The 24,208-nt window shown below is 70.3% G+C and carries 28 protein-coding genes and 2 pseudogenes; 21 read left to right on the forward strand and 9 right to left on the reverse strand.

The window, feature by feature from the left end; genetic code table 11:
• Positions 1–22 precede the first annotated feature (22 nt).
• Positions 23–862: a hypothetical protein gene (locus tag O7622_RS15540; RefSeq protein ID WP_282308884.1), complete on the reverse strand. Its 840-nt coding sequence runs from the start codon at positions 860–862 to the stop codon at positions 23–25.
• Between the two features lie 435 nt (positions 863–1,297).
• On the opposite strand from O7622_RS15540, the gene O7622_RS15545 reads away from it, so the two are divergent.
• From O7622_RS15545 to O7622_RS15560, 4 genes are all read left to right on the forward strand, one after another.
• A complete protein-coding gene (locus O7622_RS15545) occupies positions 1,298–2,860 on the forward strand; it encodes a hypothetical protein (protein ID WP_282308885.1) in 1,563 nt (520 codons plus the stop codon).
• Between the two features lie 322 nt (positions 2,861–3,182).
• Positions 3,183–3,863 (forward strand): hypothetical protein, encoded by a 681-nt coding sequence (locus O7622_RS15550; RefSeq protein ID WP_282308886.1) that lies wholly within the window; start codon positions 3,183–3,185, stop codon positions 3,861–3,863.
• A gap of 14 nt (positions 3,864–3,877) precedes the next feature.
• Positions 3,878–4,390, forward strand: coding sequence for a SigE family RNA polymerase sigma factor (locus O7622_RS15555; protein ID WP_282308887.1), 513 nt, complete (start codon positions 3,878–3,880; stop codon positions 4,388–4,390).
• Positions 4,383–5,102, forward strand: coding sequence for a hypothetical protein (locus O7622_RS15560; protein WP_282308888.1), 720 nt, complete (start codon positions 4,383–4,385; stop codon positions 5,100–5,102). Before O7622_RS15555 ends, O7622_RS15560 begins: the two co-directional genes overlap by 8 nt.
• A 364-nt stretch (positions 5,103–5,466) precedes the next feature.
• On the opposite strand, the gene O7622_RS15565 is transcribed toward O7622_RS15560, so the two are convergent.
• A complete protein-coding gene (locus O7622_RS15565) occupies positions 5,467–6,375 on the reverse strand; it encodes a maleylpyruvate isomerase N-terminal domain-containing protein (RefSeq protein ID WP_282308889.1) in 909 nt (302 codons plus the stop codon).
• A gap of 230 nt (positions 6,376–6,605) precedes the next feature.
• On the opposite strand from O7622_RS15565, the pseudogene O7622_RS15570 reads away from it, so the two are divergent.
• Positions 6,606–6,818 (forward strand): annotated as a pseudogene (locus O7622_RS15570) (transposase); the annotation flags it as partial.
• 33 nt (positions 6,819–6,851) lie between these two features.
• Here O7622_RS15570 and O7622_RS15575 read toward each other — a convergent pair.
• Positions 6,852–7,901 carry an FUSC family protein gene (locus O7622_RS15575; RefSeq protein WP_282308890.1) on the reverse strand — a complete coding sequence of 350 codons (1,050 nt, stop codon included), beginning with the start codon at positions 7,899–7,901 and terminating at the stop codon, positions 6,852–6,854.
• Between the two features lie 400 nt (positions 7,902–8,301).
• On the opposite strand from O7622_RS15575, the gene O7622_RS15580 reads away from it, so the two are divergent.
• Both O7622_RS15580 and O7622_RS15585 read left to right on the forward strand, forming a co-directional pair.
• Positions 8,302–9,498, forward strand: coding sequence for a low temperature requirement protein A (locus O7622_RS15580; RefSeq protein WP_282308891.1), 1,197 nt, complete (start codon positions 8,302–8,304; stop codon positions 9,496–9,498).
• Positions 9,483–9,647, forward strand: coding sequence for a hypothetical protein (locus tag O7622_RS15585; protein WP_282308892.1), 165 nt, complete (start codon positions 9,483–9,485; stop codon positions 9,645–9,647). Before O7622_RS15580 ends, O7622_RS15585 begins: the two co-directional genes overlap by 16 nt.
• A 525-nt stretch (positions 9,648–10,172) precedes the next feature.
• Here the strand turns inward: O7622_RS15585 and O7622_RS15590 are convergent.
• Positions 10,173–10,466, reverse strand: coding sequence for a hypothetical protein (locus tag O7622_RS15590; protein WP_282308893.1), 294 nt, complete (start codon positions 10,464–10,466; stop codon positions 10,173–10,175).
• Between the two features lie 123 nt (positions 10,467–10,589).
• Between O7622_RS15590 and O7622_RS15595 the strand changes: the two genes are divergently transcribed.
• Both O7622_RS15595 and O7622_RS15600 read left to right on the forward strand, forming a co-directional pair.
• Complete coding sequence (locus O7622_RS15595) at positions 10,590–10,811, forward strand: hypothetical protein (RefSeq protein WP_282308894.1); 222 nt, start codon at positions 10,590–10,592, stop codon at positions 10,809–10,811.
• Positions 10,812–10,823: 12 nt separating this feature from the next.
• Entirely contained in the window at positions 10,824–11,030 is a 207-nt protein-coding gene (locus tag O7622_RS15600) for a hypothetical protein (RefSeq protein ID WP_282308895.1), read from the forward strand.
• Between the two features lie 131 nt (positions 11,031–11,161).
• Here O7622_RS15600 and O7622_RS15605 read toward each other — a convergent pair whose 3' ends face one another.
• The 3 genes and pseudogenes from O7622_RS15605 to O7622_RS15615 all read right to left on the reverse strand — a co-directional run bounded on the left by O7622_RS15605 (position 11,162) and on the right by O7622_RS15615 (position 11,912).
• A complete protein-coding gene (locus O7622_RS15605; RefSeq protein ID WP_282308896.1) occupies positions 11,162–11,482 on the reverse strand; it encodes a hypothetical protein in 321 nt (106 codons plus the stop codon).
• A gap of 35 nt (positions 11,483–11,517) precedes the next feature.
• Positions 11,518–11,664: pseudogene (locus O7622_RS15610) on the reverse strand (kinase); the annotation flags it as partial.
• Positions 11,661–11,912, reverse strand: coding sequence for a hypothetical protein (locus O7622_RS15615; RefSeq protein ID WP_282308897.1), 252 nt, complete (start codon positions 11,910–11,912; stop codon positions 11,661–11,663). The pseudogene O7622_RS15610 and the gene O7622_RS15615, both read right to left, overlap by 4 nt.
• Between O7622_RS15615 and O7622_RS15620 the strand changes: the two genes are divergently transcribed.
• The 10 genes from O7622_RS15620 (at position 11,905) to O7622_RS15665 (ending at position 19,558) form a co-directional block, all read left to right on the forward strand.
• The gene (locus O7622_RS15620) at positions 11,905–12,057 is read left to right on the forward strand and encodes a hypothetical protein (RefSeq protein ID WP_282308898.1); all 153 of its coding nucleotides are present in this window, start codon (positions 11,905–11,907) and stop codon (positions 12,055–12,057) included. The genes O7622_RS15615 and O7622_RS15620 overlap by 8 nt on opposite strands.
• Before the next feature lie 127 nt (positions 12,058–12,184).
• Positions 12,185–12,961 carry a cyclase family protein gene (locus O7622_RS15625; protein WP_282308899.1) on the forward strand — a complete coding sequence of 259 codons (777 nt, stop codon included), beginning with the start codon at positions 12,185–12,187 and terminating at the stop codon, positions 12,959–12,961.
• Between the two features lie 29 nt (positions 12,962–12,990).
• Entirely contained in the window at positions 12,991–14,472 is a 1,482-nt protein-coding gene (locus tag O7622_RS15630) for an AMP-binding protein (protein WP_282308900.1), read from the forward strand.
• A gap of 1 nt (position 14,473) precedes the next feature.
• Positions 14,474–14,737: an acyl carrier protein gene (locus O7622_RS15635; protein ID WP_181569152.1), complete on the forward strand. Its 264-nt coding sequence runs from the start codon at positions 14,474–14,476 to the stop codon at positions 14,735–14,737.
• 2 nt (positions 14,738–14,739) lie between these two features.
• Positions 14,740–15,780: a hypothetical protein gene (locus O7622_RS15640; protein WP_282308901.1), complete on the forward strand. Its 1,041-nt coding sequence runs from the start codon at positions 14,740–14,742 to the stop codon at positions 15,778–15,780.
• Positions 15,773–16,594, forward strand: a complete 822-nt coding sequence (gene trpA, locus O7622_RS15645) for a tryptophan synthase subunit alpha (RefSeq protein ID WP_282308902.1) — start codon at positions 15,773–15,775, stop codon at positions 16,592–16,594. The genes O7622_RS15640 and trpA overlap by 8 nt, the downstream gene beginning before the upstream one ends.
• A complete protein-coding gene (locus tag O7622_RS15650; RefSeq protein ID WP_181569149.1) occupies positions 16,591–16,965 on the forward strand; it encodes an ectoine synthase in 375 nt (124 codons plus the stop codon). The genes trpA and O7622_RS15650 overlap by 4 nt, the downstream gene beginning before the upstream one ends.
• A 116-nt stretch (positions 16,966–17,081) precedes the next feature.
• Positions 17,082–18,161 (forward strand): acyl-CoA dehydrogenase family protein, encoded by a 1,080-nt coding sequence (locus O7622_RS15655; protein WP_282308904.1) that lies wholly within the window; start codon positions 17,082–17,084, stop codon positions 18,159–18,161.
• A gap of 3 nt (positions 18,162–18,164) precedes the next feature.
• The gene (locus O7622_RS15660) at positions 18,165–18,827 is read left to right on the forward strand and encodes a hypothetical protein (protein ID WP_282308905.1); all 663 of its coding nucleotides are present in this window, start codon (positions 18,165–18,167) and stop codon (positions 18,825–18,827) included.
• Positions 18,828–18,859: 32 nt separating this feature from the next.
• The gene (locus O7622_RS15665; protein WP_282308906.1) at positions 18,860–19,558 is read left to right on the forward strand and encodes a hypothetical protein; all 699 of its coding nucleotides are present in this window, start codon (positions 18,860–18,862) and stop codon (positions 19,556–19,558) included.
• 86 nt (positions 19,559–19,644) lie between these two features.
• Here the strand turns inward: O7622_RS15665 and O7622_RS15670 are convergent, their stop codons facing one another.
• On the reverse strand, positions 19,645–20,565 hold the full coding sequence (locus O7622_RS15670) for an AfsR/SARP family transcriptional regulator (protein WP_282308907.1): 921 nt from the start codon (positions 20,563–20,565) through the stop codon (positions 19,645–19,647).
• Positions 20,566–21,266: 701 nt separating this feature from the next.
• A complete protein-coding gene (gene rfbA / locus O7622_RS15675; protein WP_282308908.1) occupies positions 21,267–22,163 on the reverse strand; it encodes a glucose-1-phosphate thymidylyltransferase RfbA in 897 nt (298 codons plus the stop codon).
• A gap of 158 nt (positions 22,164–22,321) precedes the next feature.
• Between rfbA and rfbB the strand changes: the two genes are divergently transcribed.
• A complete protein-coding gene (rfbB, locus tag O7622_RS15680) occupies positions 22,322–23,320 on the forward strand; it encodes a dTDP-glucose 4,6-dehydratase (protein WP_282308909.1) in 999 nt (332 codons plus the stop codon).
• A 44-nt stretch (positions 23,321–23,364) separates the two neighbouring features.
• Positions 23,365–24,144 (forward strand): SDR family oxidoreductase, encoded by a 780-nt coding sequence (locus O7622_RS15685; protein ID WP_282308910.1) that lies wholly within the window; start codon positions 23,365–23,367, stop codon positions 24,142–24,144.
• The last annotated feature ends 64 nt before the right edge of the window (positions 24,145–24,208 follow it).

Genomic DNA, 24,208 nt, shown 5'->3' on the forward strand with positions numbered 1-24,208 from the left:
TGGGCTCACCTCATCCGGTGGGTCATGGGGCTGACGGCGCTGGTGTGTGGACGGGGACCGAGTCCCAGTAGTACCAGAAGGTTGTGGCGGCGTCGGACAGGACGCCACCCTCCTTGGTGCGCAGGCTCACGATGTGGTAACTCGTGAGTTCGACGCCAGCGTTCCGTTCGAGGGGCACCGTCAGGGTGAACCTGCCGGTCCCGGGGTGCGGCGGAAGGTCCAGGGAGACCGTCCTGTCTACCCAAGTATGTTTCGGGTAACTGAAGGTCTCCGTGTAGGCGAGTCCCACTCGGAAGCCGGTCTCGTGGTTGGACTGGTCGATGACGGTGAAGGTGAAGGTACCGGGCGAGGGGAAGGCCGCGGTCTCGACGATCAGGGGAAGTGGCTTGACCTGGTAGGTGTAGGGGGCGAGGGCGTACAGCGGTGGGGCGTTGGGGTCGGTGCCGTCGGCGACGTTGAAGTACTGGATGCGGATCGTGTGGTTGCCGGGCGTGGCGGGCACCCCGACTGTCAGGTCGAACGCGTCGTACTTGCCGCGGGCCGCGTGGTACTGGTTGGCGTAGCCGGAGGTCTCCACGACGCCGTCGACCCACACCTTGTACCAGACCGGTCCGCCGTTGGGGTCGTACATGTAGCCCTTGGCACGCCAGATCCGCGTCCTGGCCTCTCCGGAACCACCGGCCACCAAGTCTTGGGATTCCAGCACGGCTACCGGCGGCTTCTCGGTGGGTACCGGGTCTCCGGTGCAGATCGGCCGTGGGTCGTTCAGCTCACAACCCGGGTCGGCGGCGGCCGGGCCGCCAGCCGCTGCGAGCATCCCCACCACCACTGCGGCGGCAGTTCCTGCCAGTGTTCGTCTCATTCCATCAGTACACGTTGACCGTCTGGGATCGGTCTGGGATCGGCAAGCCTGCTGCTGGACCGGATCCTGCGGTCCCCGCGACCGCGATCACATCGTGAAGGAACCCGGTCCTCCCAAGGCTGGAGCACGTCGAAGCAGTTGGACACACCACCGTTGCACCCTCCGTCCCTGGCCCGCCGGTTCTGGTTTCGTCGGGAGTGTGGACCTGACGGGGGCCTCTCTGTTGCCAACGCCTTGACATAGATAGGTGCCGTTAGTGAGGCAGCCCCAGGGCCGTGATCGGCAAGTTGCCGGTTTGGTCGTCGTCGGTGCCGATGCTGGTGGAGTCTGCAGGCAGGAACTGTTCCATGCGGGTGAGAGGGCTGTATGTTGGCGGACCGGAGGCTCGCTGGGCTGTTGGTGTTGACGTGTGTCAGTCCAACCGTTGAGGCTGTTGTGCTGCTGCGCATGGGCTTTGTCGCTGCGGAGGGGCTCGCGCCACAGGCTGCTGCCGTTTGGCCGTACGACACCTACCACGATCTTAGATGGTTGTACGTGTATCACGACTCGGTGATGCATTTCCTGCTGTGGCTCGGGTTACTGGTGGTGGCGCGCGGGCTGTTCCACACGATTCTGGTGATGTTGGCCTGGCCGAAGCAGGTTCACCGGCCGGCGAGGTGGTGGCTCGTGCGGCGTAATCTTGGCGTCGCCCTGCTGGTCGCGGTCTTGGTCTCTCCGTGGGCGTTGCTGTCGGTGGCGGCGTCGGTGGTGTCACTGTCGTGGGTGCTGCTGGCGTCACTGCTACCGATGTTCCTGCTCGCACCGTTCCTGCAACGCGCGACCGTGGTGGATCCGTGGTGGCGAGGGCTGCCGTCGAAGCGGCTGGTGGGCTGGTCTTTGCTGAACTTCGTGGTGCTGACCGTGGCAGGGGCGGTGTGCTGGATTGTGCCCGGTTGGTGGATGGTGCTGATAGCCGCTGCGGCGGGCATGGTTAACGGACTGTTGTGGAAGCAGGTCGTGAAGGCGGCACTGCTGGTCCCCCGTGCGCGATTCTCCTCGGTGCCTGCTACCCCGATCGTGACCGTGATGGCCCTTCTCGCGCCGCTGATCGTCGCCGTCGTGGTGGCGGTGGTGCCGGGGAGATTGGTGCGGACCGAAGCGTTGCTGCTTGACCGGCCCTTGCCGAACGGGGTCACCCACGCGGTGATTGTCCTCGCCGGCCATGGCACCCGTTACGATGGTGAGCAGCCACCGGACCTAAGGGTGCAGCGTTTTTCCTATCGAGGGCTCGACGCAACCGGTCAGCCCCTTCCGTACCAGCCGGCTGACACCACCATCTCGATTACCGACAGTGTCGCGCTTCTCAGGCGTCAGGTTGATCAGTTGCACCAGCGTACGGGTCGGAAGATCGCTCTGATCGGGGAGAGCGAGGGGGCCATGGTCGCCCGGACCTATCTCGCCCGAGATCCGCATCCGGCTGTCGACAGCACAGCGCTGTTCAGTCCCTTGATCAGCGCTGGCAGGACCTACTACCCGCCCCCGCACCACGACCAAGGCTGGGGTGTCGTTACCGGATGGCAGCTACGGGCGGTTTTCAGTCTCATCGATCTTGCTGGTGGACCAGGCAAGAGCCCGGACGAGCCCTTCATCCGCTCGCTAATTGACGACGCGCCCTTCTACCGCAGCCAGATGATGTGCCCGGTACCGGGCGTGCGGATGGTTGCGTTTCTGCCCATCACCACTGCCGCCGAGGCGCCGCCCGGCGAGTACACCGGAATCCCGGTCTATCAGCTTCTCGGTGTTCATGGCTACCTGCTGGACCAGTCCCACGTGCGGGACATCCTGGTCACCTTTCTTGCTGGTGAACCGATTCACCATACCCGAATCGAGTACCCGGCGCTCCAAATGCTCGGCGCCGCCTGGCAGGCGCCACCACTACTCATATCAGTCAATCCCCTATGGGATCACTACACCTGGCCGGACCCGGCCCTAACCAAAGATATGTGCCGACCTAGGTAGGTTTCAGCGGCACGGAAGTGGTCGCTGAAGGCACTGGCAATCTCACGTTTACTCGGAATCCGTCCGGATGGGTAGGAATTGCTCGGAGGGATACGTGCTGCGGCGCCCTGATGGTGCGTCCGCGATCGGCCCGCTGAACCGGCGGATCCTCACTCGTCGGCCACCGCGTCAGGGCGGTCAGGCTCCATCAGTTGCGGTAGAGGGATGATGCCGGCGGACGCGTAGAGGCCGTGACCTCTTCGTGACCTTTGATTCGAAATCAGTTTCGGGGGTGGAGCGTGTCTGTCGCGAAACGTCCCCAACCCTCTTCCGAGGAGATGACATGCGTTCCATGACCCTCGGGGTTGTCGCCCTGGCCGGTGTCGCCCTGCTGTCTGGATGCGCCGGGAGCCCCGACGACCAGGCAGCCGGCGGACAGACTGGCGGCTCGGCAGAGGTGCCGGTCTCCTCTTCCCCCGAGTCCGCCACTACCTCACCGGCGACGGCGGATGCCACTACGAAGACCCCGGTCGGGCCCATCGCCACGAAGGTGGCCAAGGCCCCCAGCAAGGCCGTCGCTTCTGATCTGTCACAACTGCGCCAGCTCGGCATCACCCTCGACGCGGGCGTGCTGATCGACGTGGCGGACGACGGCCTCGACCGTTACCTCGCGGTCGGGAAGGGCGGGTCTGTCGACTTCACCGGCACCGGGCGTACCGACGCGACGATGATGGCATTGAAGGCCGCCCCTGTTGTCGAGCGGAACCGAATCCTGCTCAAGCCACCGTTCTGGAACGAGGAGGTCAGCGACGGCTACTGCGTCGCGGACACGTCCGGCGCGGCACTGCGCCTCGAGCAGTGCGTCAAGGGCCGCACCACCCAGATCTGGGAGGTCATTCCCGCCGGTGACTCGGGTCAGTTCGAGTTGCGCGGCGCCTACGGCATCCTGCGCGTCAGCGAGGGCAGGCTGACCACCGGCGAGTCGGGGCGCACGGGCATGCAGACCATCACGTACGCACGCTGAGGACAACCATCTCCATGCGCGACCCAGAGGATTTCGACTCCTTCTACACGGCCTCCTGCCGGCGGGTGTTGGCCCACGTCTCGATGATGGTGGGCAGCCAGGCGGAGGCAGAGGACTCCGTGGCGGAGGCGTACCTGCGCGCCTGGAACCGATGGCACAAGATCAGCCAGTACGACAACCCCGAGGCATGGGTACGCCAGGTGGCGTACCGCCACGCGGTGAGCACCTGGCGCAAGGCGGTGAACCGGGTGCACGCCCACCGCCGTGCAGCCGCCGACGAACACGTGGACGGGCTCAACCCCGACCACGTGGCGATCGTCGGGGCGCTGCGCCGGATCCCCGCTGGCCAGCGTCAGGTGATCGTGCTGCACCATCTCGTCGGCCTGAGCGTCGCCGAGATACACATGGAGACCGGCATCCCGGCTGGAACCATCACCACACGGCTGGCACGAGGACGTAAGGCCCTCGCCGGCCACCTGACCGACAGCGACACCTACGACACGGGCCGGGAGCACCGCGATGCCTGACGACTATCTGCAGGAAGGAATGCGCGCGTACGCCGACTGGGTGGAACGCGACGCGACGGTCGCGCCGGCCGGTGAGATCCGGCGGCGGGCCGCCCGGCGACGCCGCAACCAGGCGGCGGGGGTGGCGTCGGCCGTGGTCCTAGTCACCGCGCTGGGCGCCGGTTTCGCGATGGACCGCGGCGGCGGCGACCACGACGGCCATCTCGATCCGGCGGCCACGCCCAGAACATCGCAGCGCCCTTCGGCGGGCATCACCTCCAGGCCGGGGCCGCGGCCAACCGGAAACGTCGCCTCGAACCTCTCCCAACTGCAACGGTTCGGCATTGACCTGCAGGCCGGTGTGCTGATCGACGTGGCAGACGACGGCGGCGACCACTGGATGCAGTTCCGCGACGACGGCACGGTCGACTTCACCGGCGCTGCGAAGGACAACTCGACCGAGATGGTGCTCTACCCAGCGCCGACGACCGCCATCAACAGCGTGCAGATCGTTGCGAAGGCGCTCGGCAACCAGTGTGTGGCGGCCACCCAGGCGCCGCCACTGAAGCTTGTTCCGTGCGCCGTCGACGACGCCACCCAGGTCTGGCGGGTGGTGCCGGCCGGCGACTCGGGGCAGTTCGAACTAGAGGGCCAGTACGGCATCCTGCGTGTCAACGACGGGCTGATCAGCGCCTCCACCGGCTACTCCGGTATGCAGACCATCCGTTTCTGAGCGAGCCCGACGGCCGATCCGCAGTGCCCTCCGTCAAGCCCTTGACCGAAGGGCTGCCGCTACCGGTCTGACATTCTTCCCAACGACATCGTCGGCCCCGCTGACGGCGGGCCAACTTTCACGGCCGTCCGCAGCGCGTCAGCCACTTCGTCGCCGAAACACCGAACACGGTCCAGCAAGTGGGGCTCAACCATCAGGGCTGCCAACTCTCGTCAGCCCGACGTCGGTGGCGTCCACGAGCGTGGCCGCCTTGGCGCGCGCTACGACATCGGGCTGCGTCTCGGCGCGCTGAGGGCAGCCGGCACCGCCGCCGTCCGCAGGCCGGGCATCGGTTGGCAGACTGTCGTGGTGTCGCTGACGGTGGTCACCGCAGAAACAGCGGCAGGTGGACGGCCCGTTCGCCCAGTTGTTTCCGCTCGTTGTCAGTTGGCGTGCGCCGACCGGTGCCGACCAGCAGCGCCTCCGCGTCGGACAGCGACTGTGGGAAGGCGAAGCCGGCGATGCGCTCAAGCAGCTCACGCGCCCCCCGGAGGCTGTCGGCGGGCGGCGTTCGCACGTGCGGAAGATGCGCTGTCAGGTCGAGGTGGTGCAGCGTCCATTCGAGGACGTACGCGGCGAGGTAGTCCTCGACAGTGAGAACCTGGCCGCGGGTGCGAACCGTCCGCGCAAGATCAGTCAGCTCGGCGGCGCGCCCGGCGGCGGAGCCGACGTCGTCGAGATGGAACTTCAACAGGCTGGGATCCACATAGGCGGCAGCGAGCCGGACGGTCAGTGTGTCGAGGGGGTCTTCTCCGGTCGGTGCCACGTCCGCGAGCTCCCAGTAACTTGCCGCGTCGCGGGTCGGTTCCGTGTCGGCGGGCGTGACGAGGGTAATGAGGACGTCCTGAGCGTTGATGATCAGGTGGCATGCGAGGTCTTGCACGAGCCAGCCGGTACAGCCTGATGGCTGTGCGAAGTCCTCGTCGCGCAGTTCGCCGATCGCCGTGCGCAACGCTGTCCACGACTGTCCGAAAAGCTTCATGATCGGAAAAATACTCCGGCGATGGCCTCGGCGGACAGAATGACCCCCGCGGCCACTGTGGCGGCGCGGCGCGGTGTGCATCGCGGCGGAACAACACAGCAGCAGCGCCGCCAAAGTGAGATAGCGCGCCGGGGAGATTCGGGCGAACATGTAGTGTTCGAGCCGGGCCCGTCCGGCGATCGTTCCTGGATCGGCTGGCGCCGCCAACGTCGCCCTCACCGCAGTTGCCCAGGACAGGTCCGTCTGGCCCACGACCGGCGGTCCGCAGCCCACGGTAGGGATACGACTCCCAGTCGGTCCGGGCCGCGGACACCGTGCATCGTGACACCCGAGGCCACGACAGCGGGAAGAAGACCGACGGTTGCAAGCAATTCATCGTGACCGACACCCTGGGCCGCTGGTCATCGTCTGGACCCTGGCCGCCTCGTGCAGGACCGCGATGGCGCGAAGGACGCCCTGATTGCCACGTACATGCCGACCAGCAAGGGGTCGTCGTACACCGCCGCCGCTGGGTCGTAGAACGCACCCTGGCCTGGCTCACCGCCCACCGCCGGCTGGCCCGCGACTACGAAACCCGCCCCGCCACCTCGGAAGCCATGATCGGCTGGGCCGCCGTCACCGGCACGCTTAACCGTCTCGCCCGCGGCGGACCCGCCACCCCCCAACAACACCGCATCTTCAGCACACCCGACTGACAGACATGGGAAACGCTTTCTCAGGCTGTGGGGTCACCCATAGCCGGCGGCGGCCCGGCGGACCATTCGGCGTGCCTCGTTGCGGGGGACGCCTGTAGCGCGGAGCAGGTCGTTGGCGATGGTGCGCAGTTGGGACACGACGATGGTGCCGCAGAAGCCGATGTCCTGGCGGCATGCCTTGCCGGCTTCCCGCACCGCTGCCAGCACCCGTTCCCGAGCGCCCACCGGCTCTTTCGTGGTCAGGTATTCGCGGTGCAGCATCCGGATCGCTTCGCCGTACAGTTCGATGGCGGCGGGCAGTTCGAACGGCACCGGCTCCTTTTCGCGCACCGCGGTGCCGAGACGGCGCACCAGGGTACGGCTGTTGCGGAACGCCCGTTCCATGTGTTCGACGCCTTGGCTGTAGGCCGCCAGCGCCCGGCGGCGGCGCCAGCGCAGTGGGGAGTGCCGGGCAACCTCGTCGGCGGCGATGACGACTTCGTCGAGCCGGTCGAGTTCGGGCTCCGCGGCTCGCATCTCGTCGAGCAGTTCATCGGCGGCACAAGCGTCACGGCAGGCCAGGGCCTGCGCCGCGGTGGTCATATACGCAGCGAAGGTACCGAGCGCGGGGTCGGCGACGCGTCGCAGCGTGCGCATCGGATTGAGGGGCACGATGATGAGCACGACCAACAACCCGATCGCTCCGCCGATCAGCGCGTTGAGCGTCCGGGGCAGTTCCAGGTCGGGGTTGGTCGGGCTGACGGTGGCTACCAACACGCCCGTACCGCCGGCCTGGACCATCAGGGCGCCGGTGCCGCGTACCGCCGCTGCTATGGCGATCGCCACGAAGACGATGACGCCGGTCTGCCACGCGCCGGTGCCCGTCGCACCGATCAACAGGTCACCCACGAGGACGCCGAGCCCTACCCCGGAGACCAACTCCACGGCGCGTCGGGCGTGATTGCCGATCGCAGAGGCAATCACGCCGACTGCGGCGGCCGGGGCGAAGGTCGGGTCTTCCTTGCCCAGCAGGCCCCTGGCCGCTAGCCACGCCAACGCGGCGGCCAGACCGGCCTGCACCGCGAGGATGAAGTACGTCTGCACCCGCCGGTGGACCTCCCGGCACTGCTGGCGCACCCCAGACCCTGCCTTGGGCGCCGACTGATCACACTGCGAAAGCGCCATGGTCGCGGGTACCCGATGAGCCAAGACCCGAACGCCAGACCGGATGACCAGGTGTGGAGCGGGAAGTATCCGACGATCATCCGGTTGTGGGCACAAGCGTGGGCGGAGTTCGTGCCGCGCCGTCCTTCGACGCCGAAGTCCGCACCGTCATCTGCTCCACCAACGCCATCGAGTCTGTCCAGGAAATTCTGCCTTTGCTGCCCCAGCCTGAGGCGGTATCAGTTGCGATAGGCACATGTGGGAAGCTTCGAGATGTTCGCGTGGGAGTCATGCGGCAAGTTTGCTGCGTCGTCCAGGCGGTGCGCAGCAGGCCACGTATGTGGAGTTGTTCTTCGATTTGGTGATGGTGTTCGCCCTCAACCGTTTGGTGGCAGCTGCGGTAACGGGTCTTGAACAGCCTGGGCTTGACGCCTCGGATGTCGGTAGGCGCTGGTCCTCGGTAGGAAGAACGTTGCTGTTGTTCATGCCGTTGTTCTGGTCATGGACGACGACGGCCTTTCTGACCGCCCGAGTTGATCCCCACACCCCCAGAACGCAGTGGGCGATCCTGACTACGGGGGCCGCCCTCATGGTCATGGGCACGAGCGTGCCGCACGTGTTCGACGGCGGCGGTGCCCTTCCCTTCGCCCTGGCATACGTGCTCAGCCAGATCACCTGGTTTCTGATCTTCGCGACTCTCCTCCGCAAGCACCCGTTGTCCCGGATCTACTGGCGTGTCGCGATCTGGTTCGCCGTGTCGGGACCGCTCTGGATCATCGGCGCATTGGCACCCGGCCGGGGGCAACTGCTGCTATGGAGCGTGGCAATAGTCATCGACCTTGCCTCCGCGCGGCTGGGATGGCCGGTACCCCGTCTGGGCCGTGGTAGAGCGTCGGCCTGGGCGCTCGCCCCTCATCACCTTGCCGATCGCTACAAGCAGCTGACATTGATCGCGTTAGGCGAGACGATCCTCGCCGTCGGTACTACCTACGCCAGCGGACCGGGCCGTACCGGCAGCTACGAAAGTGTCGGACTAGCCGTAGCATTCGTTACCACCGTGCTGTTGTGGCGGATCTACTTCCACCGGGCGGGGTTCGTGCTCGGCGAGGCCATTGCCGCGGCCCGGGATCCTGCAGCCTTGGGACGGTTCGTCTCGTCCACCCACACCGTGATGATCTTCGGAATCGTGATGACCGCCATCGGACACGAACTCGTCCAGATCCATGCGCTGGAACGCACCTACCCGGCCTGGCTGGCCCTGATCCTCGGCGGGCCAGCCTGCTACCTGGCCGGTCGAGCCGCTCTGGAACGAGCCGTCTTCTCCCGGGTCTCCCTGCGCCGCTGGATAGGGATCGGGGTACTTCTCGCCGCCGGCATTCCACTGATCGAGGCCCCACCACTCGCTGCCGCGACCACCGCCGCGATCGTCCTGTACGGCGTCGCAGCTGTCGATACCCTCCGCGCCGCTCACCGCCCGCCGGAGGATCCACATCCCGCCGACCGCGGGGCAAACTGGTCCTGGTGGCTGCACCGCTGACGAACATCAACCTGCCCCCGGCAACGAGCCCGCTCCACCACCCGGCGGCAGGCCACCAGATTCGACATCGAGGACTACCAGGCGCCATTGCCGACGGCCCGGACGCCGACAAACTCGCCACCCAACTGACCGCCCTGCTCAACCAGTGAGACAAGGCGGGCCGCCCCAATCAGCCCACCGTCACCGCCCACCGCGCCGGAACCCGACCGGCCCAGACCAGCGACATCAGCCGACCGACACGGTCCTCACCATCTCCTTCTGACCGCGCCCCGCCAGGGCCCGCCCAGCCCCGGTGTCCGCGTCGCGGCGCAACGGCCAGCACGGCGGGACTTCGATCGGGAGGACCACCAGGTCGATGTCGTCGTGGCGATGAAGCTCAGGGACTCGTACAGCGCCGTGCCGAGCCGGGAGGCGGTCAGGGTGAATGGCAGGTCCGCCAAAGGAGCGAGGGGCGCGAGCATGAGTGCACGCCCGACCCCGCGGGAATGGAACGCCGGAAGCGTTACGACGCAGTAGTGGCTGCCGAACCCGCCGTCCACGACGGTGACGCACGCTCCGGTGATCTCGCCGCCCAGGCTGGCGATGCACACGTCTACACCGGGCTGTCACCTCAGGGCCAGGGCAAACAGCTCACCGGCCCGGTAGGGCTGCCACCTGGTCAGTCCGAAGGGTGATCACCGTGTGCTCAGCCGCTCGCAGCTCCTCGGTGTCCTGACCCGGATCACCCTCGCCGCCGGCCGGGCAACGGCGCCGGGCTGGCGCAGCATGACCGGTATTCGCCAGGTTCGCATGCCGAGGTGTCCGTCGCGCTGAGCGGGATCCTCGGCGTCCACCGGGCCGATCGCCCGAGCGGCCCGGCTGGTGAACTCAGCCAGCTCCACGCCGTCGAGGTCTGGCTCCTGGTTGAGGATGTGCAGGCCTGCCCGCTCGTCACCGACGACGGCGTTGAAGCCGTGGCGACGGAACAACTCGTGGCCGCGAGCCTGCCCGCTTGCGGTCCAGAAAGGCGGCGGAATTGTGAGCCTGGCGCACGTGGGCGGTGGCGGCGGAAGCAGAACGGTACGGCGTGCTCACATCGGAGGCAACCGTGAATGACGACCGCATCGGCCGCGATCGTCGCCCAGGGGCGTCGTGAGCGGCCAGACCTCGACCTCAGCCCGCTACTGATCATCGGCCGGATCCAGCGACTGGCGGACGCGGTCGACGCCGCCTTGCGCCCCACGTTCCCCGCCGCAGGGCTCGGCAACGGCGAGTTCGACGTGCTCGCGGCGTTGCGCCGAGAGGGTGAGCCCTACACGCTCACGGCGGGCTAGCTGAGCCATCGGATGCTCGTCACGACCGGGGGTGTGACCAAGCGGGTGGACCGACTCATCGCTCGGGGTCTCGTGTCGCGCCTGGTCTCCCAGGCCGACGCACGCGGCAGGCGCGTAGGGCTGACCCCTGCCGGTCTGGCCCTGACCGACCGGCTCATCGAGGAGCATCTGGACAACGAAGCGGCCATCCCTCGTGGCCTTGCCGATGACGATCGCTGAGCGTTCGAGCGCCTCCTGACGACGTTGACCCGAACCGTGGGTTGCGAGACCCCCGCGGATCCGACGGGCGACCGACCCGGACGAGCTGACGGAGCGGTTCCGCCCGCCGGCCCTCCGCGCTGATCCGTTCCCTACCCGGGACTGCCTGATCGGCGAGGATCTCGGGCGGGATTGTCGAGGAGGACGAGGAAGCGTTTGCCGCGGGCGTGCGGTCGAACCGGCTCCAGATGACGTATTCGACGTGGGCTGGCGTCTCTGATCTCGATGGTGGTCACGCCGGCGAGCTGCGGTGTGTAGGCGGATGGAAGCATCGCCACGCCGAGATTGTGTTCGACGAGCTGGGAGATGAGATACGCGGTGGTTACCTCGAAGGCGCCGTCGCGGCTGAGAGCGGCGGCCTCGAATGCCTGATCGGACTGGATTCGCCCGGCGGTCTTGGCTGGCAGGTCCACGAAGACCTCGCAGGATAGCTGTCGCAGGCTGACCGCTGTTCCAGCAGCGCGGTGCCGCGTCCGTAGCGGCGCCGTACCTCTCGCGCGGTGGATGTCTTCCCACTGCCGGAGTTGCCCCGGATGGTCACCGGCGTCGGTAGCTGTGGGGAGAACCGTTCGATGCGCGATGGGTCGCCGGTCATTGCGGCTTTCCGGAGGCGGGCCAGGTGACGGTGATCGTGGTGTGGCGGCGGGTTACGAACAGTTGGGGTCCATCGGATTCAGACAGATGCATGCCGGTGGGGTGCACGGTGATGGTCGGGCCGGGGCGGTAGCGGTGGTGGTGTTCCCAGACCGTGAGGAGGTCGAGCATGTCGGCGGTGAGGGTGTGGGCATCGGGTCCGAAGCCGTGGGCGCCGAACTGCCAGGTGGTGTCGTCGGGTTTGCGCATCGACGCTCTCTCCACACGGCCCCCACCACACCATCCGGGAGCCTCGCATGCCCGCGACACCACCGACGCCCGTACCCGTGCGCCGCCGGCGACCACCTACGGCAACCCGCTCTACCCGTACGGCGCCGGGCTGACCGGCTTCTGAGGCGTGCGGGTGGGGCCGCCGCCGACGGCGACCCCACCCGCACGTCGACCGCGGGCGGCCGTCCAGCCGGCTTCCAACGCTCCTCGAGCCTCCACCGCGACGGTGGACGGGAGCCGAGGAGGTAACTGTGCGGATCATCGACCTGTCGTCCCCGATCGACGCGTCGGCGTACGAGCCGGACCTGGTCGGGCACGAGGTGCTCAGCCCGCGCGAGGGCGCGCTGCACATGAGCGCGGAAATGCGTGAGCACTTCGGACTGGAGTTCGACCCGGACGTGTTGCCCGACGGCGAGTTCCTTTCCCTGGACCGGCTCACGCTGACCAGCCACACCGGCACCCACGTGGACGCGCCCTCCCACTACGGCAGCCGGGCCGGCTACGGCGACGGGGTGCCCCGGCACGTCGACCAGTTGCCGCTGGAGTGGTTCCACCGGCCGGGGCTGGTGCTGGACGTGGCGCGCGACGAGGCCGGCGTGATCGGGGCGGCGGACCTGGAGAAGGAGTTCGCCCGCATCGGCCGCCGGCCGGAGCCGCAGGACATCGTGCTGCTGCGAACCGGGGCGAGTGCCTGGGCCGGCACCGCCCGCTACTTCACCGACTTCGTCGGCCTCGACGGGCCGGCGGTGCACCTGCTGCTCGACGCCGGTGTGCGGGTGATCGGCACGGACGCGTTCAGCCTCGACGCCCCGTTCCCGACGATCCTGCGGCGCTGGCAGGCCACCGGTGACCCGGCGGTGCTCTGGCCCGCGCACGTCGCCGGGCGGGACCGCGAGTACTGCCAGGTGGAGCGCCTGGCGAACCTGGAGGCGCTGCCCCCGTACGGATTCCGGGTGGTCTGTTTCCCGGTGCGGCTGGTGGGCGCGGGGGCCGGCTGGACCCGGGCCGTCGCGCTGCTGGACGAGTGAGCGCCGTGTCGACCCGGAGAGGACCTGTGATGACCGCGCACTCCGCCCTGGTGGACAGCGTCGTCCGTACCGCCCGTACCCATCCCTGGCTGACCGCGCTGGTCTGGCGGGACCGGACGGTCAGCTACGGCGACCTGGTTGATCTGGCCGCAACCGCCACCGACCGGTTGGCGGCGCTCGACCTGGCCGACGACGAGCCGGTGGGCGTGCTGGCCGAGAAGTCGCCGGAGGCCGTGGCCACCATCCTCGGGGTGCTGCGCGCCGGCCGGCCGTTCCTGCTGCCCGCCGCCAGCCTGCCGTCGGCGACCCTGCGCGAGCTGTTCGGCCAGGCCGGCTGCCGGCAGGTGCTGTCGCCCTGGGACACCCTGCGGCTGCCCGACGTGCCGGCCGGGCGGGTGCCGCACGGCACCTCGTTCATGCTGACCACCTCCGGTTCCACCGGCCTGCCGAAGGTCGTCCCGCTCGACGCCGCGGCCGTGGACCGGTTCGTCGCCTGGGCCGGGGACCGGTTCGGCATCGGCCCCGGGGTCCGGGTGCTCAACTACGCGCCGCTCAACTTCGACCTCTGCCTGCTCGACGTCTGGACCACCCTGAGCCGGGGCGGCACGGTGGTGCTGGTCGACCCCGACCAGGCGTTGCAGCCGGCGGCGCTGGCCGACCTGGTGGCCCGGGAACGGGTGTCGGTGGTGCAGGCGGTGCCGATGCTGTTCGGTCTCCTCGCCGGCCCCGACGTCGACCCCGGCGACGCGCGGGTGTTCCCGCACGTCGAGCACGCCATCTTCACCGGCGACACGATGCCGGCGCGGTTGCTGCGTCGGCTGCCGACCGCGTTCCCGTCGGCGCGTCTGTACAACCTGTACGGCTGCACCGAGACCAACGACAGCTTCCTGCACGAGGTGGACCGCACCGGCCCGCTCGACGGGCCGGTGCCGCTGGGCGAGCCGCTGCCCGGCGTCGACGCCGCGGTGGTCGGCCCGGACGGCGCGCTCGTTGACGGGCCGGGCGCCGGGGAGCTGTGGGTGCGTACCCCGTTCCAGAGCGGTGGCTATCTGGGCGCCGCCGCGGGCGGCGACCGGTTCGGCGCGGACCCGTCCGGCCGGCCGGGTCCGGCCTGGTACCGCAGCGGGGACCTGGTCCGCCGGGACGCCGACGGGCGGCTGTTCCTCGTCGGCCGCGACGACCACCGGGTGAAGGTACGCGGCGTCGGGGTCGACCTGGCCGAGGTGGAGCAGACCCTGCTCGACCATCCCGACGCGGCCGACGCCGTGGTGCTCGCGGTGCCCGACGCGCTGGTCGGGTCGCGGTTGCACGCCGTGGTCCACCGGCGGCCCGGCACCGGCCTGAACAGCCTCGGCCTGCGCCGGCACTGCGCCGGGTTGCTTCCGCGCGGCGCCATCCCGGAGACAGTCCGGGTGGTCGACGCCCCGTTCCCGCGTACCTCCACAGGCAAGGTCGACCGCCTCGCGGTACGGCAGGCACACCTCACCAGCGGCCTCCCGGAAGGAGCCTGAGTTGCAGCACGCACCGGTCATCGCCCAGTTCATCGTCGAGGAGTTCCTGCCCGACGTCCCGCCCGCCGAGCTGGACGTCGACCTCGACCTGATCGACAACGGGGTCATCGACAGCCTCGGCCTGCTCAAGGTGATCGCCTGGTTGGAGGAGCGCTTCGGCATCGCCGCCGACCAGGTCGAGCTCGCGCCGGAGCACTTCCGCTCGATCCGCGCGATCGACGCGTTCCTGGCCCGCGCCGGGACCGAGCCGGCCGAGGCGAAGTAGACGTGCACCCGGCGATCACCGCGCTGCTCGCGCCGCGCCAGCCGGTCGATCTGCCGGCGTGGCGCTCCCTCTGGGACGCGCTGCACGGCGGCGCGCTGCGGCGCGGCGAGGCGGTGGCGCTGCTGGCGTCGCTCGCCACCAGCCCACCGGACGCGGAGACGGCGGAGGCGCTGTTGGACTCCCTGAACGAGCGGCGCCAGCCGGCGCGGCCGGTGCCCGGTGGGTGCGTCAACGTCGTCGGCACCGGCGGTGGTCCCCGGACGTTCAACGTGTCCACCGCGGCGGCGTTCGTGGCGGCCGCGACCGGCCTGCCGGTGGTGAAGACGGGCGCCCGCGCCTACAGCGGTGGGCGGGGGGCGTTCGACCTGCTGGAACTGCTCGGCATTCCGCTCGCCGCCGACTACGACGAGCTGGCCGAGGCGCTGGACCGCCACGGCCTGGCCTTCGCCGGCTACTTCGTCTACCCGGCGGAGGTGGCGTTGCTGGCCCGCGCCGTGGTGCCGCTGCAACTGCGGGAGGTCGGCCGTTTCGTCAACGTGCTGGGTCCGGTCCTCGCGGCGGCGCCGGCGACCGCGCAGCTCACCGGCGTCTCCGACCTCGGAGTGCTGGACCTGCTGCGCCGGCTGGCCGTCCGCCGCGGCGGCGCCCGGGTCTGGTTCTGCACCAACGACGCCGGCGCGGACGAGCTGACCGGCTTCGCGGACGACGTTCTGCACCCCGCCGGCGGGCCGTCCGTCCGGCTGGCCGACCTCGGGCTGCCGGCCACCACGGGCAGCCTGGCCGACCTGCGTCCGACGCCGCCCGGCGCCGACCCGGTGGCGGACTTCCACGACGTGCTGGCCGGCCGGCGCGGCCCGGTCGCCACCCACGTGGTCTGCCTGAACGCGGCCGCCATGCGGGTGGTGGCGGACCCGGGCACGCGCTGGGCGGATGCCCTGGCCGCGGCCGGGGAGGCGGTGGCCTCGGGGGCCGCGCTGGACCTGCTCAACCGGATGCGCGCGGGGCGGCCCGGGTGGCGCAGGGCGGTGGCCGCCGGTGGCTGACTTCTTCGCCGGCCGTCGGGGCGCGGCGCCCGGTCTGGCGGTGTTCCTCACTGCCGGCGATCCGCCCGTCGACCGCCTGGCCGAGCTGGTCGAGCTGCTCGACGAGCGGGGCGTCGACTGTCTGGAGCTGGCGGTGCCGTTTCCCGACTCGGTCACCGACGGGCCGGTGTTGCGCCGGGCCGCCCGGCGGGCCCTGGACCGGGGCACCGACGCCGACGAGGTGCTCGCGTTCGTGGCGCGGGTCCGCCCGCGGCTGCGCCGGACGCGGATCGCGTTGCTGGCCGACTGGCGGCACACCGTGCGCCCGGTCGGGGAGCGGGCCTTCGTCCGCCGGGTCGCCGACGCCGGCGCGGACGGGCTGCTGGTGCACGCCCTGCCGCCCCGGCTGCGCGCCGCCCACCTGGCGCACGCCGCCGACGCGGGCCTGCCGGTGGTCACCACCTGCTACGCCACCTCGTCGGCGTCGGTGCGCGCCGCCGCCGCCCGCGACGCCGGCGCCTACGTCTACCTCGTCGCCACGCACGGCCGCAGCGGGACCGCGCCGGAGCGCGGGTACGGCGCGCTGCGCGCCGCCGTCGACGGGCTGCGGGCCGCCGGCTCCGCCCCGATCGCGATCGGCTTCGGCGTACGCAATGCCGCGGACGTGCGGCAGATCGGCGCGGCCGGCGCGGACGCCGCCGTCGTCGGAACCGCCGCGGCGCTGGCCGTCGAGCGGACCGAACGGACCGGCCAGAACCTGCTGGCCGGGTTCGACACCTTCCTGCGATCAATGGCGATCGTCAGCCGACCCGCACAGAAGGGGACAGACCGATGATCATCCGGGAGCTGGATGAGGTGACCACGGTGGACTGGGGCAATGGTCTCAGTCGGCGGTTCCTGCTCGAATCGGACGGCATGGGCTACACGATCACGGACACCACCGTGCGGGCCGGCACGATGGCCCGCCTGCAGTACCGCCGGCACCTCGAGGCCTGCTACTGCATCGAGGGCGAAGGCAGTGTCATCGACCTGGCCGGCAACACCCATCCGATCCGGCCGGGTGTGATGTACGCGCTGGACAAGCACGACGCGCACTGCCTGGTCGCCGGTCCGGACGCCGACCTACGCCTGGTGTGCGTGTTCACCCCGGCGTTGCACGGGGGCGAGCAGCACAGCATCGATCCGGACGGCTTCTCGCAGTACTGATCGGCGTGCGCCGGGCGGCGCACGCGTAGCGACCACGACCTCGTTGGAGTCACCAAGTGATCTCATGGACCGCTGACCAGGATGCCCTGCGAAACGGTCTGGGGCCCTGGCTCCACGTGCTCAACGACGAGCACGTGGAGCTGGACGCCCGGGCCGAGTTCCCCCGCGCCAAGTGGGAGGCGGTCCGTCGGGCCGGGCTGCTCGGCCTTCCGATCGGGGAGCGCTGGGGTGGCCTCGGGCAGGACCTGCCCACCACCATGTATGTCCTGGAGGGGCTCGGCGAGGGCTGCCGGGACGCCGGGCTCAACTTCTCCGTCACCACCCACCTGGTCAGCACCGGGATCGCGGTGCAGCGCTTCGGCTCGCCCGCGTTGCGCGACCGCTACCTGCCCGACGTCGCCTCGGGCTCGCTGATCGGCGCCCACGCGATCACCGAGCCGGACAGCGGCTCCGACGCGCTGGCCATGCGGACCCGGGCGGTGCGCGACGGCGACCACTTCGTGCTCACCGGCCAGAAGGCGTTCGTCAGCAACGGCCCGGTCGCCGACGTCGTGGTCGTCTACGCCCGCACCTCCGAGGTGGGCGGGCCGCTCGGGGTCACCGCCTTCCTGGTGGAGCGGGACACGCCGGGACTGGTCGTCGGTCCGCCCACGGCCAAGATGGGGCTGCGCACCTCACCGTTCGGCGAGCTGTACCTCGACGGCGCACGGGTGCCGGCGGCCAACGTGGTCGGATCCGTCGGCGGCGGCTTCCTCGTGCTCGACCACGTGATGAAGTGGGAGATCCTCTGCGGCTTCGCGGTGAACACCGGCGAGATGCGGGCCCGGGTGGACCGCTGCCGGGAGTACGCCCGCGGCCGGACCCAGTTCGGCCGGCCGATCGGCACGTTCCAGGCGGTCGCGCACCGGATCGTCGACATGGAGATCGGGGTGCGCACCGCGCGGGCACTGCTCTTCGGTGCGGCCGCCCGGATGGCGGCCGGCGCCACCGTCACCACCGACATCGCCGTGGCGAAGGTGGTGGCCAGCGAGGCGAACCTCGCGTCCGCCCTGGCCGCCGTGCAGATCTTCGGCGGCAACGGCTACACCACGGAGTACGGCATCGAGAAGGAACTGCGCAACGCGGTCGCCGGCACCATCTACTCCGGCACCTCGGAGACGCAGCGCAACCGCATCGCCGCCATGCTGGGGCTCTGACCGGTGCCGCTGGTCAAGGTCTGCGGGGCGGGCACGGCGGCGGAGGTGGCGCTGCTGCGCGCCCTCGGCGTCGACCTGGTGGGGGTCTGGTGCGGGGTGGCCGGCGGCGCGCACGACCTGCCGGCCGGGCGGGCGGCCCGGGTGGTGCGCCGCGGTGCCGACGCGGGTGGCCCACGCCCGGTCCTGGTCACCACACTCGCCGACGGGGGCCGGATCGGCGAGGTGCTCCGGCGTACCGGCGCGAGTTGGGTGCAGTTGCACGGCTGGCAACCTCCCGCGTTGGTGCGCCGGCTCAAGGCCGAGACCGAGGCGACCGTGGTCAAGGTGCTGCACGTGCGGGACGGCCGCTGTCCGGAGGCGCCGCTGGTGCCGGCGTACGAGCGGGCGGGCACCGATCTGTTCCTGCTGGACGCGCTCGGCGCGGACGGTCGCGTCGGCAGCACCGGCACCACGATCGGGGTGGCGGACGTGCTGTCGGTGGTCGAGCGGTGCAGCCGCCCGTTCCTGCTGGCCGGTGGCATCGCCGCCGAGCACCGCGGGGCGTACGACGCGGTGGTCGCGCATCCGCTCTTCCGCGGGGTCGACGTGGACAGCGCGGCGCGTGGCGCCGACGGCCGGTTCGACAGCCGGCGGATCGCGGCGCTGGTGGACGCCTGGGCAACGTGAGCACCGGCCCCGGCCGGACGAGGGGAGTGACGATGGGCACCGATTTCCGTGCCGCCCTGCGGGACGCGCGAAGGCCGATCGTGATGGAGGTGAAGCGGCGCGACGCCGCCGGGGCGGACCTGTTCGGCGGCCGGTCGGTGGCCCGGATCGTCGCCACCTACGAGCGGGCGCAGGCGCCCTGCCTGTCGGTGGTCACCGGGCGCTGGTTCGGCGGCACCCCTGATCTGCTGCGGGAGGTGCGGTCGCTGACCGACCGCCCGCTGCTGCAGAAGGACTTCATCACCGGTCGGCGGGACCTGGACCGGGCGGTGGCGCTGGGCGCCCAGGCGGTACTGCTGACCGCCCGCCTGCTGGCCCGCTCCACCCTGGACGCGCTGGTGGCCGCCGCCGTCCGGCGGGGCCTGACGCCGTTCGTGGAGGTGGCGACGCGCCCGGAGATCCGCGCCGTGCCCCGGCCCGACGAGTGCGTGGTCGCGGTCAACAACGCCGACATCGGCGACCGTGAGCGCGGCGGTGGCGACCTGCGGCGCGGCCTGGACCTGGTGGACGAGGTGGTGGCGACCGGCACCCGCTGCGCGGTCAGCGCCAGTGGGATCGACGGTCCGGCGAGCGCGGCCCGGCTGCTGCGCGCGGGCTACCAGGGACTGCTGATCGGCGCCGGGCTGCTGCGGGCCGGCGACGACCTGCCGGGTTGGCTGGCGGCGTTCGAGCACCACCGCGCGCTGCCCTGACTGGGTGCCCCGGTGGTCGGGATCGGTGGCGGCGGGTCGCCGGGGCCACCCCGGCCGGCCCGGGCGTGCGGGCCGGCCGGGCGGAGTCAGGCGGAGCGGGCCTGCGCCCAGCGCGCCTCGCGGGCCGGGAGGGGAACGGTGGTGTGGCGCCGGGAACCGGTCAGCGCGTCGGGGCCGGGCGGGTTGAGGGCGGGGTCGCCGGCGAGGATCGCGCGGTGCAGCTGTTGCAGCTCCCCGCACGGGTCCACGCCGAGTTCGTCGACGAGCGTCTCGCGGGTGCGCTGGTAGACGTCGAGCGCCTCGGACCGCCGGCCGGCGCGGTGCAGCGCGAGCATCAGCTTGCTCTGGAATCCCTCGTGGGTCGGCTGGCGGGCGGTGAGCCCGGTCAGTTCGCCGAGCAGCTCGTGGTGCCGGCCCAGGCGCAGGTCCGCCTCGATGCGCAGCTCCAGCGCGCTCTTGCCGATCTCGTCCAGGCGCAGCGCCTCCACCTGGAGCAGCGGGCCCGGGTTGACGTCGACGAGCGCCGGGCCGTGCCAGAGCCCGAGCGCCTCGCGCAGGGTCCGGGCCGCGCTCTCCACGTCACCGCGCTCCAGTTCGGTCCGGCCCCGCTGGGCCAGTTGCTCGAAGCGCAGCGAGTCGAGCGTCTCGGGACGCAGGCAGAGCATGTAGCCGCCAGCGTACGTTCGCAGGACCTCCTTCGGCGCGCATCCGCTGGGCGTCGGGCCGGCCGACGACGCGAAGCCGCCCTGGAGGTGCTTGCGCAACTGGTAGACGTATGTCTGCAGGGTCGTGGTCACGCTGGGCGGTGGCTGGTCCTCCCACAATTCCTCGATGAGCAACTGATTGGGCACCACGCGGTTCGCGTGCACGGCCAACAATGCCAGCACTCTTCTGGTCTTTGGCGCGGTGGGAGTCGCGTTGTTCCCGTCGATGGACACCGACAGTGGTCCCAGCAAATTGATCTGCACGTGCCCGTCCTTCTCCTGCGAATTCGGCGTCAGCGGCATTTCGCCTTGTCATTCGTCGGGATCGTTTTTGTCGTCGAGGGGCGTCCTCAGGAAACGTGTCGGAACCGATCGGGAATTCCGGACGGCGACCGCCGAGTCGGCATCCGGGAATAGGAAAGCCGCTCGGCGGCCGTCGCACCCATTTCACGGGTGGTCGGCAGATCGGTTTTCGGTGGATGCGGAACGGGTGCCGGACGGCTGGCCGGGGTCCCGCGCCTAACCGGCGCGCCTGGCCTCTCTCACCCATTTGAGCTGCACCTGTCGCGGCTGGGCCGCGTCGTCGTTCCGTCGCCGGCGTGGTTCGCCGGTCGTGGTGGGCCGGCCCTAGGGCGCTATCGCACGGGGTCGAAATTGCATTATGGGAAAGTTGTCGAAGGCAATCAAAATAGACCCCCCATTTCAAGGCCCCGTGGCCCGGAACTTGACACATCGTATGCACACGCCGACACGATGCGCAAGCGGTACCTAACCTTGAGTTACCTTCCATTGGCACTCGAGTCGATCTCATGGGGAACTGTAGGCGCTGCTTACGGCGGGCCGTGACGGAAAGTGACGTCGCTATGGATCGGGGTTGCTGGTCAAGGCCGCTCAACCGACTCCGGAACCGGTTCGGGTCACCCGTCGGAGAATTTGCTAAGCATTGGCGTGTGCCAAATTACGAAGCTTCCTCACGAAGGTAGGTTGCGCGGGGCCGTGCCCGCTCACACGGGCCCGGGCAGCCCGTCGAGCAGGCGCAGCAGGTACTGGCCGTACCCGCTGCGCAACAGGGGCTCGGCCAGCCGGCGCAGCCCGTCGTCGTCGATCAGGCCGGCCCGCCACACGGTCTCCTCCAGGCAGCCGATCTTGAGACGCTGACGGGCCTCCATCACGCGGACGAACTCGGCCGCCTGCATCATCGACTCGACGTTCCCGGTGTCCAGCCAGGCCGTGCCGCGCGCGAGCACGGTGACCGACAACTTTCCCGACCGCCGGTACGCCTCGTTTACCGCGGTGATCTCCAGTTCCCCGCGATCACTCGGCTTGAGTTCCTGGGCGATGTCCACCACCTGGGAGTCGTAGAAGTACAGACCCGGCACGACATATCGCGAACGGGGCCGGGCCGGCTTCTCCTCGATCGACAGCACCCGCCCGGTCTCGTCGAACTCGACCACCCCGTATTCGTGCGGATCGGCCACCGGATAGGCGAATATCCGCGCCCCGGTCGGACGGTGCTGCATGGCCAGCTGGCGGCCCAGGCCGGGGCCGTAGAAGATGTTGTCCCCGAGAACGAGCGCCACCGGCCCGCCGTCGATGAACCGCTCGCCAATGAGGAACGACTGGGCGACCCCGCCCGGATGCTCCTGCACCGCGTACTCCAGGCGCAGCCCGAACTGGCTGCCGTCGCCGAGTAGCCGCACGAACTGCTCTCGGTCTTCCGGGGCGATGATCACGAGGATCTCCCGGATCCCGGCCATGACCAGCGTGCACAGCGGGTAGTAGACCATCGGCTTGTCGAAGATCGGCACCAGTTGCTTCGACACCCCGCGGGTGATCGGCCACAGGCGGCTACCGGTGCCGCCCGCCAGCAGGATGCCGCGAAGCGGTTTCCCGTTCGGCATGGTCGGGCCTCCTTCTCGGTCGGGTCCCGCGCTCCGTCGCGGGACCCGGCCACTGTCGACCGCCGGCCTGGTAGCCGGATCGACGGGCGGTCGCGGCCGGACCGAACGACGATCCGTCCTCCAGCGGCGATCGAGCCCGTCCACCTAACCTCGCCGCCATGGATCACCTGCTGGTCACCGGCGGCGCGGGCTTCATCGGCGCGAACTTCGTACGGCGGGTGCTCGCGACCCGCCCCGCGACGCGGATCACCGTCCTCGACGCGCTCACCTACGCCGGCAACCGGGCCAGCCTGGGCGACGTGGCGCACCGGATCCGGTTCGTGGTCGGCGACGTCGTCGACCGGGACCTCGTCGACCGGCTGGTCGGGGAGGCCGACGCGGTCGTGCACTTCGCCGCCGAGTCGCACGTCGACAACTCGCTGCACGACCCGGGCACGTTCCTGCGGACCAACGTCGAGGGCACCTTCAGCGTGCTGGAGGCGGTGCGGCGGCACGACCGCCGGCTGCACCACGTGTCCACCGACGAGGTCTTCGGCAGCCTCCCCGGCGAGGGCGGGCAGCGGTTCACCGAGCTGAGCCGCTTCGACCCGTCCAGCCCTTACTCGGCCACCAAGGCGGCGTCCGACCTGCTGGTGGGCGCCTGGGTCCGGTCGTACGGGGTGCGGGCGACGATCTCGCACTGCGCCAACAACTACGGCCCCTACCAGAACGTGGAGAAGTTCCTGCCGCGGCAGATCACCAACGTGCTGCGCGGCCGCCGCCCGCGCCTCTACGGGGCCGGCGCCAACGTGCGGGAGTGGACGCACGTCGACGACCACAACGACGCCGTGCTGCTGATCCTGGCCGGCGGCGTCGTCGGCGAGACGTACCTGGTCGGCTCCGGCGCCGAGTGGAGCAACCGGGACCTGCTGGCGCTGACCCTGCGGATTCTCGGCCGGCCGGCGGACGACTTCGACACCGTGCCGGACCGTCCCGGCCACGACCTGCGCTACGCCTGCGACAGCCGGAAGGTCCGGCGCGAACTGGGCTGGCGACCTCGGCATCCGGACCTCCATGCCGGCCTGGCCGCCACCGTCGACTGGTACCGCCGCAACGAGTGGTGGTGGGGCCCGGAAAAGGCCGCCACCGAGCGGCGTTACGCGGCGGCTGGTCGCTGATCCGGCCCGAGCCGGCCTCGAGCGGTGCTCTCTAGCGTGTCGGCATGACTGACTCCAGCGCATCGACCGACCGTCCGGACCCGCCCCGTGGCGTGGTGGTGACCGGCGGCGGCACCGGCATCGGCAGGGCCACCGCGCACGCCTTCGCCGACCGCGGGGACAAGGTGCTCGTGGTGGGCCGCTCCGAACACACCCTGGCGGAGACCGCCAAGGGGCGCGACGGCATCCACGTCCTCCCCGTCGACCTCGCCGACCCGGCCGCACCGGACGCCGTCGTGGAGACCGCGGTGCGCGAGTTCGGGCGGCTCGACGTGCTGGTGAACAACGCCGCCACCGCCGGCTTCGACTCCCTCGGCGGCCTCGACCCCGCCGTGGTCCGGGCCGAGGTGACCACCAACCTGCTCGCGCCGATCCTGCTCACCCAGCGGGCGGTGGAGCCGCTGGCGGCGGCCGGCGGCACGGTGGTCAACATCAGCTCCGCCGGTTCGCTCGGCCTGCGCGCCATGCCCGGCAGCGGCGTGTACGCGGCGACCAAGGTGGGCCTGGACGCCCTCACCCGCACCTGGGCCGTCGAGCTGGCGCCCCGGGGCATCCGGGTGGTCGCGGTCGCCCCCGGGCTGGTCGACACCGAGGTCGCGGTCCGCGCCGGCATGCCCCGCGAGGCGTACGACGAGTTCCTCGCCTCGATGCTGCCGCGCATCCCGTCCGGCCGCGTCGGCGAGCCCGAGGACATCGCCTGGTGGGTGGTCACCCTCACCGAGGCCGGCGGCCGGTACGCCAACGGCGTGGTGGTCGCCGTCGACGGCGCGCTGTCCGTCACCTGAGCCGGGCGGCGACTCACGAACGCCGGAGGGCGTGACCCGTGCCGGTCACGCCCTCCGCGGGTGC

This window comes from Micromonospora sp. WMMD1076, assembly GCF_029581475.1.
Classification (GTDB): domain Bacteria; phylum Actinomycetota; class Actinomycetes; order Mycobacteriales; family Micromonosporaceae; genus Micromonospora; species Micromonospora aurantiaca.